The organism is Pseudoalteromonas sp. SR43-5, assembly GCF_014163835.1.
Classification (GTDB): domain Bacteria; phylum Pseudomonadota; class Gammaproteobacteria; order Enterobacterales; family Alteromonadaceae; genus Pseudoalteromonas; species Pseudoalteromonas distincta.
Window position 1 is genome coordinate 19270 of record NZ_JACJEA010000002.1, and the last position, 17921, is coordinate 37190.

Genomic DNA, 17921 nt, shown 5'->3' on the forward strand with positions numbered 1-17921 from the left:
TTCACTAACTATGTCGTTATTTTATAAGCAAGCTGTTTGCTCGCCTCGTTTGGCTAACGCTTTAAAAGCGGCTTGTTGATGTCCTTTTTGTACATAACGGGGTGGCAAAGGGTTAACCTGCAACTGATACCCACTTTGATTAGCTTGCACATTCGTTACCGGCGATATCCACACAACATTTAGCTCTGGCGCTAAACGCTTAATAATACGCGCTATTCCTTCGCCATTTTTCACATGAAAATCGCCCGCTATATGCATTACCTGCGTATCTTTATGATTATTTAAATAGTTAACGATAGACTCCCCCATGGTTTCATCCCAGGTAACTTGCGCAGCATAATAATTTTCGTTTTGACTTGGCGTGCCATGGTGCATTGAGGTCATAAAACGTTGTTTATAATCACTGGGGGATGTATCAATAGCGGCTGCAATATAGCTCTGCTGTGTTTCATCAAGTTTATTTACATAACTTATGCCTTGCCTGCCAATACAGGTGACTATATTTTTAGGGCCATTTGCAGCTATTACATCACTATTGTTCGTTTTTGCCAGCTCTACCAGCGCACGGTAGTCACTTTTGTAGTTAGGCCACGCTTGGGTGTTATCAATTAAGTATTGCTCGCCAATTTCACCCTTAACGTACTGGTTTAAAATATGCTGATCCGCGCGGCTAAATTGTTCAAGCGAAAGGGCAGTGCGTTTATTACCGGCACTTAATTGCTCAAATAACTCAGCCTGAAATAAATGCACGCCCGGGTGTGTATGCCATTCACCTACTAAAACCACATCGGCATTTAATAGCTTGGGCTCTAATAATACAGAGCTAACAGGCTTTGCTTGTGCATTATAAAGTGCTGAGTAATATAACGATGAGCTTTTATCAGGCGGCACAGTTGTTGTGCTACAACCACTCAAACCCATAACTAACGCCAGAGTTAACATATACTTTTTCATACACACCTTTAAAACTCTTTAATGCAAATAATTATCAATATCATATACTTGTAATACCTATTAAGCCAGCCAAACTGCTGCTTACTTACATAATCAAGGAAATGAGCGAAACGCGCATTTATATGCCTTAACTTTGCTTGTAAATATTAAATAGCTTTTGATAGCAATGCCTTAGGTAATTTGTTAAAACTGTAGAAAAATGAGCGTAGCATCGGCAGAAGTATACTCGATTCGCGTATTATAAAATTGTTAGACAAATACATTTGGAGTATAAATTGGAAATTACATTACCAATTACGGTGATTTTTGCGATTTCACTTTTTATCATTAAAGAGAGCTTAGAGTTAGTCCGAAAGTCTAGAGCAAAAAAAAGAAAGCTACTTGCTTTCAAAGCTGTATTGAAAGAAGAATTAGAACTTAATTTATGGACGTGGAAAAAGTTTAAATCTTCACTGAACAGAATCCGAGAGGCTGGGCAAGGTGGTCATTACAATTATTCTATATCACCTGCAGGAACAGAGCGGTTCGAGGTAGTTGATGCCGAAGGATATGGAACTGGACAAATGTTCCCTAAAGTTGAAATTGAACTGCATTCTAAATTACTAATAGATGTTGCAGAGTTAGATGCAAAGATGTATAAAAAATTGATTGCAAGTTATAAAGGACTTTCTGAATTGCATCATTTGAGGAATAGAATAGTCGACTTTATTCATGAAAACCAAGAGACAGTTTGTGATATTGATAATTTTACTGGGTCTACTTTACAAGATCTTTCTCCTATTTATACTGAGTTGGATGCATTGTATCAATATTGTACGGGTAAAAAACTGACTGAACATCGCATGAGATAATTACCTAACAAGCTTTAAACGAAATAAAAACTGTTGGTTACGTTCCACTTTGCTTCACAATTATAGTCAACTATTTTTATTCGCTTAAGCAGGCGTTGAGACTGTAGAATTACTCTTTTTAAGAAAAACAGCCTGTTTTATGGGTTCCAAATGCTTTAAAAACGATCAAAGTTAATTACAGGAACTCGTTTTTTTAATTGAATTTGGCTGTCAGAGTTATTCTACAGTCTCGTTATAAATCACAAGGAGTGCGGTGTTGAATTCCGAGTTATCTGAAATTTCAGACCATATGTTTGAGTTGGGGACAAGTGCATTAGCCCATGCTAATTGGCATGCGAATTATATGAGCTTTGAAAATCATATGTGGCCAGAGCTTTCTGTGCTTCAAGCAGCTCATGCCGCAGAAATATTGATTAAAGCGAGGATAGCAGAAGAACATCCATTGCTAATTTTTGATCAAGTTCCAAAGTCTACTCAAGTTGATGATTCTAAATTAGGATTAAAACATCTTTTTGAAAAAGCTAAAACTATACAATATTCTGAATTACCTGAAAGGCTATGGGCAGCAACTGGTATAAAACTAAAGAATATTGATGCTTATAAGAAGTTTGGCTATTTAAGAAATAGCATTCAACATTTTGCTAGTCCATCGGATGTTGGTTGCAGTGAAGAAACAAGAAAATTTATTTATCAAGTCATTGATCCATTCATTCATGATTGTTGGGGTATAACAGCCGTTGATTACAACGAAGATCATGAACCGTATATTTATTTAATGGCTAACTTGATAACTAATGGTGTTGAGTTTTTAGTTTCAAATGCAGCTGCTAATAACTTGCAATATACAGAATTAAACTGGCCTAATGAAAACTACAAGCAGCTTATGCTTAAAAGGTTCAAACAGGCAGGTGCGGATGTAAGTGATTTATAACAAGCGCCTTATGTCTGCCCAACAGGTTAGGCTAGGACAATTATTCGCTGCAACTTCGTTGCAAAACACTCATAATCGCCTCATAGACGAGCGTTAGCAATCACTGAGATGATTATTAATTTAAATATAGAAGGTCATCGGCTTTGATAGCGCTTATAAAAGAACTCCAACCACAGCTTAAATACCTGTCGACATTAAACTTCTTATCCCTAAGCGTTGGAACTGGTGTGATATGGCAAAAAAAGTCGGCTTAGCTGAGGAGTATTTCCTTACAACTATTATTATTCCTTAAAATTAGCGACCTACTTATGATGAGTTAACTACTAATTTTAATAACCGCTAACATATCGTCGTCATCCTCATCGAGGCCAACTTCTTCAAACCCAAAACTTGAATAAAAGTCTTTAGCAACAGGGTTTAGCGGGTTGTAACAAATCTCGATTTGTTTAAGCTTAGAAGTTGTTTTAATCTCTTCAATTGCCATAGTTAGTGCTTTGCGCCCAATGCCTTTATTTTGATGAGTTTGATCCACCATAAAGCGCCAAATAGAAACCTTTGCAGAGGTTTCTTGTACCCACATAAAAAAGCCTACTGGCACACCATTTAGGTAAATAGCTTTACAGGTATACCCGCTATTGTAGTGCGCCTCAACTAACGACCACATATTACACGCTACGTATTCTTCTTGTGTTTTAGCAACCTCTAAATCGCATATGGCTTCGTAATTATCGGCGGTGATATCTTCCAATGACAGTTTCATGTTTTTCCTTCAGTACAACTTTGTGTAATTAGTAAGCTATCAGTGTATGTACCTATAATCAAATAAATGAAGAGATTGATTTTTATACCCCCTTAAATTAGCCTAAATAATGATCTACACGCCTATCTAAAACAAAAAGGCCGCAGTAATAAATACTGCGGCCTTAGCTTTTAGCTAAACTTTTTTAAACTAAGTGCGTTTATACCAATTCGCTTAATTAAGTGATCTATTTTGAGGGTGGAAAAACGTGTTGATAGCTAGGCAAAAAATTCGCTATTTAGTTGTTCTAAATGAAAATTTTTTAACACAGGTAGCGACACGTTTAGCCCCGCAAAATGATTAAGTATTATTGCGGGTTGGTATTAGTAAGCCCCTGCGCTGTAAATAAGCTCGTAGCTGTGGCTGTAAATCTCAAGGATGTTACCAAACGGGTCTTCCATGTAGATCATGCGGTACGGCTTTTCACCCGGGTAGTAATAACGAGGGGCTTCCATACGTTTTTTACCGCCAGCTTCTACAATACGCTCGGCTAAACCTTCTACATCAGGGTCTTGAACACAAAAATGAAAGATGCCTGTTTTCCAATATTCAAAATTGTCTTTTGGGTTTTCTTGGTTTTTAAATTCGAAAATTTCGACACCAATACGATCCCCTGTAGATAGGTGCGCTATTTTGAATTTTTCCCACTTTTCGCCAAATACTTCTGTACACATTTCGCCAATTGGGCTTTTGTCTTCGGTAATTAAAGTCGGTTCCATTATTGTGTACCAACCCATAACCTTAGTGTAAAACTCGACTGCTTTTTCAACGTCGGGAACCGAAATACCAATGTGCGAAAAACTACGTGGATATGTATGACTCATAATGCTTCCTCTTTAACTTGTGACTTATCTTGTGGCTAGTTGATGGAGTTAGTTTACGAATTGAACAATATTAAGTAAAATTATCATTAATCATCATTTTGAGTACGTTTTGTAATGATAAATCCAACATGGTTAAACACGTTTTGTACTTTGGTTGAGGTAAATCATTTTACCCAAACCGCCGAGCGTCTTTTTATGACCCAATCGGGCGTAAGTCAGCACATTAAAAAGCTAGAGCAGCAAGTAAACTGCGCGCTATTAGAGCGCCACGGCAAACAATTTACCCTTACCGTACATGGGCAAAACTTGTATCAACAAGGCAGCTTGTTATTAAAGGAATGGCAATTTTTAGAACAACAATTAAAAGATGATTCGCCTTACAGCGGCCTAGTAAAAATACAATCGCCTGGTAGTTGTGGGCTACAATTTTATAGCCAATTATTAGCGCTGCAGGCAAAGCATACCGAGCTTAATATTGATTATCGCTTTGCACCCAATACAAGCGTAGAGCAAGCCGTAGCAAACCACAGTGCCGACATAGGCTTTTTAACTCAAGCTCCCACACTTAGCGAAGTTACTAGCCACAAAATTGGTAAAGAAGCCTTACTACTTGTCACCCCCGCACATATTAAAAACCCAACGTGGGAGGTTTTATGTGAGCTTGGCTTTATTGGCCACCCCGATGCAAAACACCACGCGCAGCTATTACTAAGCGAAAACTACAGTGAGTTTGAACATGTTGATCAAATTAAGCGCACGGGGTTTTCTAACCAAATAAGTTTAATACTCGAACCGGTAAGTTTAGGGCTGGGTTTTACGGTTTTACCTGCGCATGCTGTTAGCGCATTTAATAAACCTGCGCTTATTAAAACGCACCACTTAGCTAATCCGATTAGCGAAAATATTTATGTATGCCATCACCGAAATAGGCCAATGGCAAAGCGTATGAATACAGTAATTGAGCTAATAAAGGCGGGAGTAAATAGTTAAAACGTAAACCCCCTTTACACCCACGGCACTTAATACCATAAGCAAAAGGGGGAATAGAAAATTAATTAACGCTTTCTAATTTTGCTTTTAAATCAAGTAAGTCGGTTGCGATAGTATTTGGCTGTATTTCCCACGGATCGAAAATAGATTCTTTAGATCGTTGAATCCACGCCGCGCGCATACCGTGCGATATAGCACCGGTTACATCAAACGGATTACTTGATACAAGCCACGTGTTTGCGCCTGTTGAATTGGTTTCGCGTAAAAAGTGGCTATAAACCCCTGGGTTTGGTTTAAAGGTTTTAACGTCGTCGGCACTTACTACCCCTTCAAAAAGCTCACTAATGCCAGCGGTTTCTAATAAGGTATGAACTGCGTCGGCAGCGCCGTTTGAAAATGCAAACAAACGGTAATCCTTCGCTTTTAATTGCTCAAGGCCTGCTTTTACATCATCGAACGCAGGAAGCGTTTTATAAAGCTCTAGCAGTTGCCCTTTTTGCTCTTCACTTAGCTCGGTTTTGTGCGCTAAGCAGGCGTAATCGAGTGCGTGTTTTGTACATAGCGAGAAAGGAATATAATTTTGCATTAATCCACGTCTAAATGAATACTCTAATTGCTTTTCGCGCCATGTATTTGAAAATGCTTGGGCGTTATCGCCAATCATGTCGTCGAGTAAGGACAGTACGCCGTGAGTGTTTATTAGCGTACCGTATACGTCAAATGCAAGTGTAGTTGCCATGTTTGCTCCGCAATAAAATAAATTAAGTTGGTTTTAGAGTACTTGCTTACAGCTTAACTTACTTTGAACGAACGCTCAATTTAATAAAACTTATACGCATCAAGCGCTAAAATATCCATTTCTATATCTTCATGTATTTTTTTGGCTTTACCGTCACTACTTCCAAGCGCTGCAAAAAGAGGTAAAAAGTGCTCCTGGGTAGGGTGATTAAATAAAGCATGGGGTGCTTCATTTAAATAGTTAAGTAACGCTTGGGTGTTTTGCGCTATTAATTTTTGCTCAACCCAATGGGTAAACTCATTAACCATTTGAACACGATTAGGTGTAGCAGGATTTTTAAATATTTCACGTAGATTGTGACTAATCCCGCCGGAGCCAATAATTAATACGTTATCGTAGCGCAGTGGTGCAAGTAACTGCCCGTATTTATACATAGCCTGAGCGCCCAAACGCGTGTTAATAGACACCTGAACAATGGGAATATTAGCTGCTGGGTACATTAAGCGCAGCGGGATCCACACACCATGATCCCACCCTTGTTCTGCATTTTGCACCGTTTTAATGCCCGCTTTGTAAAAGTACTCACTAATAGTATTAGCAAGCTTAGGGTCCCCTGGTGCTGGGTATTGAATTTCATACAGGGGCTTGGGGAAGTTATAAAAGTCGTGAATAGTATGCGGCGCATCTCCGGATGTAATAACTATATCGTGCGCTTCATCAAAGTGGGCAGAAAACACCACAATAGCACGTGGTTTACTAAGCGTTTGAGCTAATGATGCAAGAAAATCTGACGTAGCCGATTGCTGAACAGCCATCATTGGCGAGCCGTGAGATATAAATAAAGCAAGTTGAGTCATACTAAAACCTTAAACAAATAAACAAGTTATAAACACTATATAAGTTTCTAATTTGACGATAAATATGATACTTATTTATACATTATCAACAAAGTATTGTTAAAGATGGATAAACTCACCACCATGAAGACCTTTTTAGCCGTTGTGCAAGAAGGATCGTTTTCAAAAGCGGCCGATAAACTCGATATTTCGCCGCAGTTAGTCAGCAAATATATTTCTGCGCTGGAAGATAATCTACGCACGCGTTTATTACACCGTACAACGCGAAAAGTAAGTGTTACAGAAGCTGGAAATCAATATTATCAGCGTTGTCAGCAGGTGATTATTGATATTGAAAACATGGAAAACTCACTAAATAACTTAAGCGAGAATGTCTCGGGTGTGCTTAGTATTAGTGCACCTATGTCGTTTGGTACTAAGCATTTAGCAGGTTTGCTGGTTGATTTTCAAAAGCAGTATCCAAATTTAAAGTTAGATTTACGGCTCACCGACCAATATGTAGATATAGTAGAGCAGGGTATTGATATTGCTCTGCGCATTGGTGTATTAAAAAACTCAACGTTGATAGCTAAAAAAATTGCACCTATACACCTAGCGGTGTTTGCATCACCCGACTATTTAGAACGCCATGGCACGCCACAAACGCTTTTAGATTTACAGTCACATAATTATTTACGCTATTCCCACAGCGAACCCACAAAGCGATTATTTGGGGTTAATGAGTTAAAAAGCGAGCTAAAGCTTGAAAGTAACTTTGTGGCTAACAATGGTGATTTGCTACTAAATACAGCCATTGCGGGTGGTGGTATTGCTATGCAGCCAACATTTATAGCAGGGGAAGCACTGGCTCAAGGTAAAGTAGTGCGCATTTTAAATGACTACGAACCCGAGCCAATGGGGCTTTACATGGTGTATGCAAACAGACAGTTTTTACCCAGTAAAGTACGTGCGTTTGTTGATTTTGCAAGTGGCTATTATGGCGATACACCTTACTGGGATTTAGGACAGTGATATATCGATAAGTAATCAATTAAAGTTATTTGTAGATGTAGTGCAACAAGGCTCATTTGCCAAAGCCGCAGCACTGCATGATATGGTTAATTCGTCACTATCTAAGCAAATTAAAAAAGGGACAAAACACCCAATTATTATGGAAGTAAAAATCCATAATAAAATAGGAATATAATTAAAATACAGATTCATATTACTGTGAGCGCGTTAAATTAATAATGCCCATTTTACTGTAATGGGGGTTTACAGTAATTTTTTGCGTTATACATTTAGCTCTTTTAATTTATTCCAGACGCTCTCGCCGCCAGGGTGAAGCGCTGCATGGTACCGATACGCATAATATGTAATAGGTACGCAATGATGCTTTTGGCCAACCACAACTAAACTTTTCTCTTTTAGCTCTTTAGTAATGACATAGTTTGGTAACCAAGCAATGCCATTACCCTCTAAAGCCTGTATTTTTAAAAGCTCTGTCATCGACGATACAAATACTTTTTTAAGTTTAGAGCCCGATATTATCGGCTCTAACTGCCTACCCATATAAGAATCTAAACTGTAAGCTAAGTGAGGTACAAACCCATCACTTTCTAAATTGTATATTGCCTTACCGTTTGCATTGCAGGCACTCACCGGCAATAACTCTGCACTGCCTATTTTTTGATGACTAAACGGAGGTAACTTTAATCGTTCGTTATCAAAAGCAATAAGTAGGTCACATGCGCCATGTTCGAGCGTAGCTGTGGCTTTATCAACATCAATGGCTTCTATATTGAGGACTACTTTGCGATCACTTTTACTATGAAAGTTCGACAGCTTTAGCGCTAAAAACGTAGCTAATGAGTGCGCTGCAGCAACCTTTACTGAGTGAGTTTCTTCAGAGGAGAGTTCTTCTAACATACTCACTGAGTTATTCATTTGGTTTATTAGATTACGCGCTGTTATATGAAATATTTTACCGCTTGAGGTAAGTGTAATTGGTAAGTTCTCTCTATCTATTAGCACTGCACCTACGGCTTCTTCTAATGCTTTAATTCGTCGACTAAAAGCAGGTTGCGTTATATGCCTAAGCCTTGCGGCCTGCGAAAAGCTTTTTGTATTAGATAAGGCCAAAAAATCTTCTAACCATTTACTCTCTATATTCATAATACTCACTCAAGATATGCAATTTAAGCATGGCCAGTAAAATAATAGCATTATTCAAAACAAAAAAAACACGATAAATTTAACCCATACAGTAACAACTTATCGGAATATAACAATGCTTAGAACACTAGGAATATTGGGAGGAATGGGGCCTTTGGCTACCGCCTCATTTATGAATCAAGTAATTGCGTTATCACCTGCTAAGAATGATCAAGAGCACATACCTATGTTTATAAGGAATATCCCGCAAATTCCTGACAGAACAAATTTTTTAATGGGTATTGAAGATGAAAATCCATTTTTTGAGCTTAAAAAGGGTTTTAACCAACTTACTAGCTTAGGTGTAAGTTGCATTGTTATACCGTGTAATACCGCGCATTATTGGTACAACGCACTAACGCAAAATGCTGATGTGCATACCATTAGTATTGTACAAAGCGTTATTAAGCGCGCAAAGGCAACGGGCAAACGTAAGATAGGGATATTAGCAACCACAGCCACGCTCAATATGCGGATATATCAGACGGCATTTAGTAAGCACAATATTAAATTTATTGAGCCTAACGAGCAGCAGCAAACATTTATAATGCAAGGTATAACGGCGGTTAAGTCAGGAGATTTAACCTCAGGACATAATCTTTTAAAACAAAGTTATGAGCTAATGCTAGCCCACGGTGCCGATACAGTACTATTTGGTTGCACCGAAATACCGCTAGTTTTAAATGAACAAGTATTAAATTCACCCGATACATGCTTAGATACCATCGCGATTTTAGCGCAAGAGTGCGTTAATTGGGCTTATATAAGCACTCAACAATCAACCGTCTCAAGTGTGGCTTAATTAAACATTAGTTATAAATAGGTGTGCTTACACTGGTGCATTTAAGTAGCACACCTAAATAGCCAACTTACACTGGCGCGTTTTGTTCAATCAAGTTTTTAGCTTTTAACTCACTCCAAAACGCATCCGGAATAGTAACCTTCATTGAGGCTACATTAGCTTTAATTTGCTCCTCCGTGCGTGCCCCAGGAATAATTGAGGATACCGTTGAAGGCGCCTCTGCAAACTGCAGTGCAGCTGTTTTAATATCAATCCCATGTTTAGATGCAATGTCGCTTATTGCATTAAACTTTTGCTGCATAGGCCCTGGAATTTTAGGCGAGTAATTAAAGCGATTACGACCGGCTAAAAAACCACCATTAAGCGGCGCACCAATGACTGCTGAAATACCTCGTTTATCAAGCATAGGAAAGGTTTTATCAAGTGCCTGCTTGTGATCTAAAATTGAATATTGCAGCGCTAGTAAGCAAATATCTGGGTCTGACATATCAAGCGCTTTATAAACAGCATGAGGTGTATTTACTCCAAAACCCCAGCCTTTAATTATTCCTTCATCACGCATTTTAGTCAGCTCAGGAATAGCACCTTTAGCCGCTTGATCAAAATACTTAAGCCAGTCATCCCCCATGTCACTATTTTGTGGTGATAAATCGTGAATATAAACAATATCGAGTGAGGCGACACCAATACGATGCAAAGTATCTTCTATTGAACGGCGCGTGCCTGAGGCTGAATAATCATACTTATAATGAAACGGTGAGTGATCAGCCCAATGCCAACTATTTTCTAAAGGCTCTGCTGAAGGGGTAAGAAGGCGGCCTACTTTTGAGGATAAAACATAATCTTCACGCTTTTTGTTTCGAAGTAAATCACCGAAGCGCCTTTCGCTTAAACTCAAACCGTAAAAAGGTGACGTATCAAAATGACGAATACCAGAATCCCATGCTGCATTTAGCATTGTTAAAATTTCTGTATCACTTGATATAGTATTAAAGCCATTCCCGGCGGCAAGGCCGCCCAAGCCCATTCTTGATTCCGGCCGGTAATGCTTAGCGTTAGTAACATCGTTTGTGGGTAGAGCAGCGCTTTTATCTATTGATCCTTTAGTTTGCATAACACTGCCGTTAGACATTTTTACCTTTAGTTGCTCAGCCAAAGCTGAAGCACTAAAAATAGAGCCTAAACTTAAAGCAGCCCCTGCTTTAATAAAATTTCTGCGAGATACCATGTGACTATTCTCCTTGAGTAGGTTAAATATCTACGCTATAAGCTAGTATAAATAACAACCAAACTCAAGCAAGAAGAAGACAATAAACACCAATATTATCAATAAGATAGTTAAATTAATAAACACTGAACAGACGTTTGAATTAACATTTAAAACTGATTATTTTCTTTACTCGTATAGTCCTTTTAAATGCACAAAACAGTGCACTTTAATAGCTTGATAAAAAAGCATACTTCCAAATTGGTGCACGCTTTAATACTCATTTATACAACATAAAATGGTTACATTTATTAGATGTGTACAAATTAGTAGACAAAACCGCAATAAATTAAAGATGCACAAATAATTTCACTAGCAAAGCGATTGCGGCAATAATTGGCTAATTTAACCGAGCGTAGTTGAAATAATTGGGGTAAATATTACTGAAGCGTTTATTTTTGAAGGTTTGCCTTGCAATACACGGCGTATTTTACTCTTTCACAATGCCATTGCTGGCAAGCCCTGTAAGAGTTTTATCTTGCCAAGTAACACTGTGCAGCGCAGCAAATTGCAACTAAATTCAACGTAGTTAGCGCTGAAAATAGCTGCTTAAATAGATCAATTATTCAAGTTCAGGTTACTTGAGCTTTTTAATACCAATTAACACACAGATGGCACCGCCAATAATACCCGCCCATGCTTCTATTGGTGTGTCGCCACTAAATGCACGGCTAAGCTGCGAAGCCGCCGCATCATACACGTCGTATCCCCACATAATTAAAGCGATACCTATAACGATTAAAACAATTCCTACAATCTTATTATTCATAAATATCCTTAAGGTTTAACTTACATAAACTAAATAAAAAATAAATCAGGGTTAATCTAATTCTAATTGAGCACGTTCTACGCTCTCACTAGGTAACTCTTTTTGTACCGATACACCAAGCTCTTTAAACTCTGATGCTTGTTTAATTAAATTACCTTTACCACGGTATAGCTGCGAAAATGCTTTATCATAACTTTCTTTCGCTTTATCAAGCTGCTTACCTACGCCTTCCATACTCAATAAAAAACCATTGAGCTTGTTATAAAAACGCTCCGCTCGACTTGCCAGCTCTTTTGAGTATTTAGTTTGCTCTTCAAAACGCCATAACTGTTTAACAATATTTAAACTAGTAAGCAAAGTCGTGGGTGTAGCTACCAGTATATTTTTTTCGATTGCTTGTTGGTAAATATCGCTTTGATATTTGAGTGCTTCTACAAAAGCTGATTCTATTGGTACAAACATAACCACCACTTCTGGCGAGTTAATACCTGGTAAGCGGTCGTACGATTTACTCGCAAGTTCATTAATACGCGCTGTAACGGCGTTTACATGCTCTTTAATTGCTTGATTAGCATCTAGATCATTTTCAGCATTCACGTAGCGTGTATAGGCATTTAATGAAGTTTTAGCATCAATAACTAAGTGGCGACCCTGTGGTAAGTACACAACTACATCAGGGCGTAAGCGGCCATCTTCAGTGTTAAACGACACTTCGCGCTTATAATCAACGCCTGCACGTAAGCCAGCACTATCTAATACGTTTTCGAGCATAAGCTCGCCCCAATTACCTTGGGTTTTCTTTTGCCCTTGTAGGGCGTTACTGAGCTTGTCGGCTTGATCTGTTATAGCTTGGCTTTTAGCTTGCAAATGCAGTAGCTCGGTTTTAAGCGCAGTCCGTTGTTTTATGTCTTCAACGTGCATTGATTCCATTTTTTCTCTAAAGCCTTTTAGCTCGCCTTGAACTGGTTTTAATAATTGCTCAATGCTTTCTTGATTTAAGGTTTTAAAGCTTTGTGATTTTTCTTCTAGAATTTTATTGGCTAGGTTTTCAAACTCTTTTTTGAGCGTATTTTTACTTTGCTCAATTTGCGCGAGTTGCTCGCTAAAGTTTTGCTGTTTTTGCTCAAGGGTAGTGCGCATATTATTATATTCAACATCGCGCTGATTATATTGTTCACGAAGCGCTGCCAGCTCGCCTTCGGCTTTACGCCAAAAGTGATTGTATTGAATGCTTTGTTTTTCTTGTTCGCTAAAACGCGTTTTAAAATGCTGCGCTTCATCGCGCTGCTCTTGGTGAGTATGTTCTAGCAGTTCATGATCTTCTAGCAAGGCGCTGTATTGCAGCTCTTTATTATCAAATTGGTTTTGTAACAGGGAAAGCTGTTGCTGCTGTTCGCTTATTTGTAGATGTAGCTTTTTGCGAAGCCGTGTTGATACAGCGCCGTAAAATAGGGCGCCTAAAGCAACACCAGCACCAGCGCTTAGCCAATCAATATTAGTGAGTACTTGAGTGAGCATAAAATAAACTTATAAAATTTAGAGACATGCCATCATAACCAATAACCAACAACAGAAGTAGGGGAGTTAAGAAATTACAGACATAAAAAAGCCAGCTTAAAATAAGCTGGTCAAATATTACTAAGTTAAGTAATCAAAGGGATAATCAACATGTGCCCGAGCAAGCTGCAACTTAAATACATAATCACCAAAATAACTAATATTATTAGGTGAGGCTATATAACAACAGGCATTGGAGTAGACCGGATAACAAAATAATTAAGTCAAATTAATTTGCGGAAGATCAATTATTTTTATTCGGGTTGATTTAAACAAATCAAATTATGGGCATAAAAAAAGCCAGTTCAAAATGAACTGGCTCAATCATTACTAAAATTAGTAACTAAATAGGGGGAATCAACATGAAAACTTGTATTAACTGCAATTAATCAACAAGCATAATAGTAGACGCGTCTTTTTAATTAAGTTCAAAAAAAATAAAAAACTTTTAAAATAAGTGCTGAACGCTAGATTTTAGACATAAAAAAAGCCAACTCAAAATGGGCTGGCTCAATCATTACTAAAATTAGTAACTAAATAGGGAATCAACATGAAAACTTGTATTAACTGCAATTAATCAACAAGCATAATAGTAGACGCGTCTTTTTGAATTAAGTTCATAAAAAAATAAAAACTTTTAAAATAAGTGCTGCACGCTAAATTTTAGACATAAAAAAAGCCAACTCAAAATGGGCTGGCTCAATCATTACTAAAATTAGTAACTAAATGGGAAATCAACATGATGCTTGTGTTAACTGCAATTAATCAACAAGCATAATAATAGACGTCCGCTTTTTAATTAAGTTCATAAAAAGATCAAAACTTTTTAGATCTTTTTTAGTTTTTAATTAATGACAACATTTGCTGCTCATCAAACTTTGTAAAGCTCATTGATTTATCAGTAAATAATGCATCAACAAGGGCTTGCTTGTCTTGCTGCATTCTAAATACTTTTTGCTCTATTGAGTTACTCATTATGAGCTTATAAACAAATACAGGATTAGTTTGACCAATACGGTAGGCTCTATCAGTCGCTTGCTTTTCTACTGCGGGATTCCACCATGGATCAAAATGAATAACGGTATCTGCTTGTGTTAAGTTAAGGCCTGTTCCACCGGCTTTTAAGCTAATTAAAAACACGGATGTTTTACCACTGGTAAACTCGTCGATTACTTTATCTCGTTGACGCGTTTGCCCTGTAAGCATACTAAAGTTAATGTTTATTTCTTCAAGGCGTTGGGCTATTAAATCGAGTGCCGATGTAAACTGACTAAATATAATAATCTTACGACCCAGGCTTAGCATAAGCGGTAAGTTTGTTGTTAACCATTCAAGCTTAGCGGAGCCTGCTTGAGTATCTGGATCTATTAATTTAGGGTGGCAACAAATTTGCCTTAACTTTAAAAGCGCCTCTAAAAATGCAAGCTTACTTTTTTGTGCGCCTTGTTCGGCAAATAAGTCTATTAGCTTCTCTTCTAATGAACGTGTAATGCCTTGATACATTTCTTTTTGCTTAGGCTCAAACTCAAACTCTTTTGTAAGCTCTGTTTTTTCAGGTAACTCTTGCGCTACTTGTGCTTTAGTGCGGCGCATTATAAAGGGCATAATTAACGCTTTTAACTGCTCAGCCCTCTGCATATCAGCTTCACGCTCAATAGGTGTTTGAAAGTGCTGCTTAAAGTGGGCTTGAGACCCAAGTAACGATGGCATAGCAAAATCGAGTAACGATTTAAGCTCAAGTAAATTATTCTCGATTGGAGTACCACTTAAACAAAGTTTAAAGTCGGCATTTAAGCGTTTAACTAATCGTGAGACCTGTGCGGTATCGTTTTTAATGTATTGTGCTTCATCGAGGATAATATTTTCAAAATATAATGGCGAATAATATGCAATATCACGCTTTAAAAGCGGGTATGTAGTAAGAATGCATTGCGCTTGTGCTAAGTGTTGTAAAGGATCGTTACGGTTTGATCCAAAAATAGTGGTTACTTTTAAACTTTTAGCAAACTTAGTAATTTCGTTTTTCCAATTACTCACCAAGCTAGTTGGGCACACTATAAGTGTAGGGCCTGCTTGTGGGCGATTAAATGTACTCGCTAAAAATGCAATAACTTGGAGTGTTTTACCCAACCCCATGTCGTCAGCTAAAATACCACCTAATTGATGACGTTTTAAAAAACTAAGCCAATCAACGCCTTGCTGTTGGTACTCACGAAGTGTTACTGAGTCATTTAAGCCATGTAAGGAAACCTTAGGCATTGCCTTATCGGTATTATTTAACTCTTGTAAATATAGCTCAAGTGAATCGTCGTGAAGCTCTACGTTAATAGCTGTGTGCTTTACTAGTTCAGGCAAATACGAAAGCGGAATATTAAATTCGTCACGTGTTTTTACAAATTCAAAACGTTCTTTAAATTCGTTTAATAAGTTAATGGCAGACTTATTAATAACCCCAAATTGACGGCCAAGCGGGTAGTAATAAAACAGTTCACTTTGGCGATTCAATGACTGATAAAGCGAATCAGCATTAGTAAACAACAGCGATGCTTTTGCGTCACACAACAATACTTTGCAGTGCATTTGATGCCCTGCTGCACGGTGTACATGTAAACTCACTTCACATTGTGGATTAGGGCTTGTTACTTTACTTACACTGACTTGCCAACCACGCTGCTTAAAGCCAGGGAATACTTCGTATATTAGCCAATGCAAATGGATAGGAGATTGCTTTGTAAATACAAGCTCACTTTGTAAACCCCCTTTACAAAATTCAAACCCTAGATTGATTAGCTCGTTAGTTACGGTGTTTTCAAATGCGCTATTTATAGTACTTGCTGGGGCAGAACCAGCTAAATAGTTTTTATTTTTATACTTAAATAACAGCGAAAGTGATAAACCTTGCTCGCCCATTGTTACTTTTAAAACAGCATTACTAGATAGCTTAGGTAACGTTGGCTGCAAGTTAGTAGGGTGCGGTATAACACCTGCACCAAAGTTATCGGCAAGCTGTTTATATATTCTGTCAAAATTAGCGTCATGCAAAGCAGGCATAGTTTGTAAATGCGCTATTTCGTCTGCACTCAATGGGGTACGAAGACGACCCGCTTTTAAATGATCTAAATCGAGATAAGTAGGCGGTGTTGTTTTTAATAAAGCCCAGTTTTGGGTTTGCTCAAGCTTAATAACTAATTGTGATAGATCTTTATCTTGCTCCCATCTAAAACTCAATGCTTGGCCAGATTGCGCTTTAATTGGCACGCGAGAGCGCTGAAAAAACAAGCGCTCAGTAGCTATCAATTGTTGTAGGGCACTAAAGCCCCATTGGCCTTTTAGCTCAATACTTCCTACTGCATTTTGTGAACGTATCCAACTAAATAATCTAAAATCACTTTCGAGTAAATCATTTGGCGTTACGAAACTATTTAACTGTTGCTCTGTGAGGTTTCGGCCTAACGTGTAATTCTTTTTAGTCTCAAAATTAGCTATTTTAGGTGTTAAAAATACTTTGTTATTTTCAATATCTAATACAAATAATAATACTTGCGACGGCGTATGTTGATCACCACTTTTAAGAGCGCTTAATTCACTAAACCAATCATTAATGAAGTAATCTTCACCGTATTCACCAGAGTGCTCTATTTTAAGCTTAAACAAAATAGCAGCTAAATGTCGGCATTTGGTTTTTGCATTACACGTACAGTGTGTATCAACAGAATAACCAGTTGGTACTTTACTGATCTCAATACGTTGGTTAAATGATGATCCGTTATCCACTTGCACGGTAGAGTCTACAACAGAAAAATTAGGGGTATGCTCTAGCCAGGTGATTTGACCTTTCTTGTAGTACTCTTTGCCTTTATCTAAGACATTTTCGCGAAAAAGTTTTTTAATAAAGCGTTCAGAAAGAGGAAACTGGGTAGCCTGCTCATTTTTAATTTCTTCAAAAATAGCCATTAAATCATTTTTTGATAAGTTAGCAGACATGTCACTCTAAGCATTAAATTTTAAAAATAATTCTGCCAGTATATGCCTTATGTGCTCTGAGCTAAAGCACTATTAACAAGATATAAACTGGTTGGAGCTGATAGCTTAGTAAAAAATCGGTTTATAGGTAAAAATGAGTATAAAATTTCGCAAAATATTAGGCACTACATACAAATATAAAGATTAAACCACACGTTATAGATCACAATTTTACTAACAATAATAATAAACCAAGAGCAAATAGCTAAAAAGGGGCGATTAGTTAGTAAAAAAGTGATCTTGAAGAGGAAATATGATTATTTAAGGTAGGATTAGGCTAGTAAAGATCAGATTTTTACTAACAAAACAATCTGTCAGATCAGTATTTAACTAAGTATATATGTCTGACAGATCATTATTTAACT

General features: G+C 37.7%; 16 protein-coding genes. 6 read left to right on the forward strand and 10 right to left on the reverse strand.

The annotated features are described in order from the left end of the window. Window positions 1-21: 21 nt before the first annotated feature. Window positions 22-954 (reverse strand): ChaN family lipoprotein, encoded by a 933-nt coding sequence (locus H5090_RS01555; RefSeq protein ID WP_182694850.1) that lies wholly within the window; start codon window positions 952-954, stop codon window positions 22-24. A gap of 275 nt (window positions 955-1229) precedes the next feature. Here H5090_RS01555 and H5090_RS01560 point away from each other — a divergent pair, with 275 nt between their 5' ends. Together H5090_RS01560 and H5090_RS01565 are read left to right on the forward strand one after the other, a co-directional pair. Continuing rightward, complete coding sequence (locus H5090_RS01560) at window positions 1230-1805, forward strand: hypothetical protein (protein WP_076924884.1); 576 nt, start codon at window positions 1230-1232, stop codon at window positions 1803-1805. A 256-nt stretch (window positions 1806-2061) separates the two neighbouring features. Further along, complete coding sequence (locus H5090_RS01565; RefSeq protein ID WP_197111856.1) at window positions 2062-2736, forward strand: hypothetical protein; 675 nt, start codon at window positions 2062-2064, stop codon at window positions 2734-2736. A 316-nt stretch (window positions 2737-3052) separates the two neighbouring features. Here H5090_RS01565 and H5090_RS01570 read toward each other — a convergent pair whose 3' ends face one another. Together H5090_RS01570 and H5090_RS01575 are read right to left on the reverse strand one after the other, a co-directional pair. Further along, window positions 3053-3496, reverse strand: a complete 444-nt coding sequence (locus H5090_RS01570; protein WP_182694851.1) for a GNAT family N-acetyltransferase — start codon at window positions 3494-3496, stop codon at window positions 3053-3055. Window positions 3497-3858: 362 nt separating this feature from the next. Further along, the gene (locus tag H5090_RS01575; protein ID WP_002959229.1) at window positions 3859-4359 is read right to left on the reverse strand and encodes a lactoylglutathione lyase family protein; all 501 of its coding nucleotides are present in this window, start codon (window positions 4357-4359) and stop codon (window positions 3859-3861) included. A 114-nt stretch (window positions 4360-4473) separates the two neighbouring features. Here H5090_RS01575 and H5090_RS01580 point away from each other — a divergent pair, with 114 nt between their 5' ends. Then, complete coding sequence (locus tag H5090_RS01580) at window positions 4474-5349, forward strand: LysR family transcriptional regulator (RefSeq protein ID WP_182694852.1); 876 nt, start codon at window positions 4474-4476, stop codon at window positions 5347-5349. Window positions 5350-5410: 61 nt separating this feature from the next. On the opposite strand, the gene H5090_RS01585 is transcribed toward H5090_RS01580, so the two are convergent. After that, window positions 5411-6088, reverse strand: coding sequence for a haloacid dehalogenase type II (locus H5090_RS01585; protein ID WP_182694853.1), 678 nt, complete (start codon window positions 6086-6088; stop codon window positions 5411-5413). Window positions 6089-6168: 80 nt separating this feature from the next. Next, the gene (locus H5090_RS01590) at window positions 6169-6945 is read right to left on the reverse strand and encodes a class III extradiol ring-cleavage dioxygenase (RefSeq protein ID WP_182694854.1); all 777 of its coding nucleotides are present in this window, start codon (window positions 6943-6945) and stop codon (window positions 6169-6171) included. A gap of 105 nt (window positions 6946-7050) precedes the next feature. Between H5090_RS01590 and H5090_RS01595 the strand changes: the two genes are divergently transcribed. Further along, on the forward strand, window positions 7051-7956 hold the full coding sequence (locus tag H5090_RS01595; RefSeq protein WP_182694855.1) for a LysR family transcriptional regulator: 906 nt from the start codon (window positions 7051-7053) through the stop codon (window positions 7954-7956). 7 nt (window positions 7957-7963) lie between these two features. Next, on the forward strand, window positions 7964-8131 hold the full coding sequence (locus tag H5090_RS20725) for a LysR family transcriptional regulator (RefSeq protein WP_310736300.1): 168 nt from the start codon (window positions 7964-7966) through the stop codon (window positions 8129-8131). Between the two features lie 86 nt (window positions 8132-8217). On the opposite strand, the gene H5090_RS01605 is transcribed toward H5090_RS20725, so the two are convergent. After that, on the reverse strand, window positions 8218-9099 hold the full coding sequence (locus H5090_RS01605) for a LysR family transcriptional regulator (protein WP_182694856.1): 882 nt from the start codon (window positions 9097-9099) through the stop codon (window positions 8218-8220). 115 nt (window positions 9100-9214) lie between these two features. Here H5090_RS01605 and H5090_RS01610 point away from each other — a divergent pair, with 115 nt between their 5' ends. Further along, window positions 9215-9940, forward strand: coding sequence for an aspartate/glutamate racemase family protein (locus H5090_RS01610; protein WP_182694857.1), 726 nt, complete (start codon window positions 9215-9217; stop codon window positions 9938-9940). A 67-nt stretch (window positions 9941-10007) separates the two neighbouring features. On the opposite strand, the gene H5090_RS01615 is transcribed toward H5090_RS01610, so the two are convergent. The 4 genes from H5090_RS01615 to H5090_RS01630 form a co-directional block, all read right to left on the reverse strand. Next, window positions 10008-11168, reverse strand: a complete 1161-nt coding sequence (locus H5090_RS01615) for an aldo/keto reductase (RefSeq protein WP_024596529.1) — start codon at window positions 11166-11168, stop codon at window positions 10008-10010. Between the two features lie 616 nt (window positions 11169-11784). Next, a complete protein-coding gene (locus H5090_RS01620; protein ID WP_024596528.1) occupies window positions 11785-11976 on the reverse strand; it encodes a DUF3185 family protein in 192 nt (63 codons plus the stop codon). A 51-nt stretch (window positions 11977-12027) separates the two neighbouring features. After that, a complete protein-coding gene (rmuC, locus tag H5090_RS01625) occupies window positions 12028-13494 on the reverse strand; it encodes a DNA recombination protein RmuC (RefSeq protein ID WP_024596527.1) in 1467 nt (488 codons plus the stop codon). An 876-nt stretch (window positions 13495-14370) separates the two neighbouring features. Next, on the reverse strand, window positions 14371-17517 hold the full coding sequence (locus H5090_RS01630) for a DEAD/DEAH box helicase (protein WP_182694858.1): 3147 nt from the start codon (window positions 17515-17517) through the stop codon (window positions 14371-14373). Window positions 17518-17921: the final 404 nt, after the last annotated feature.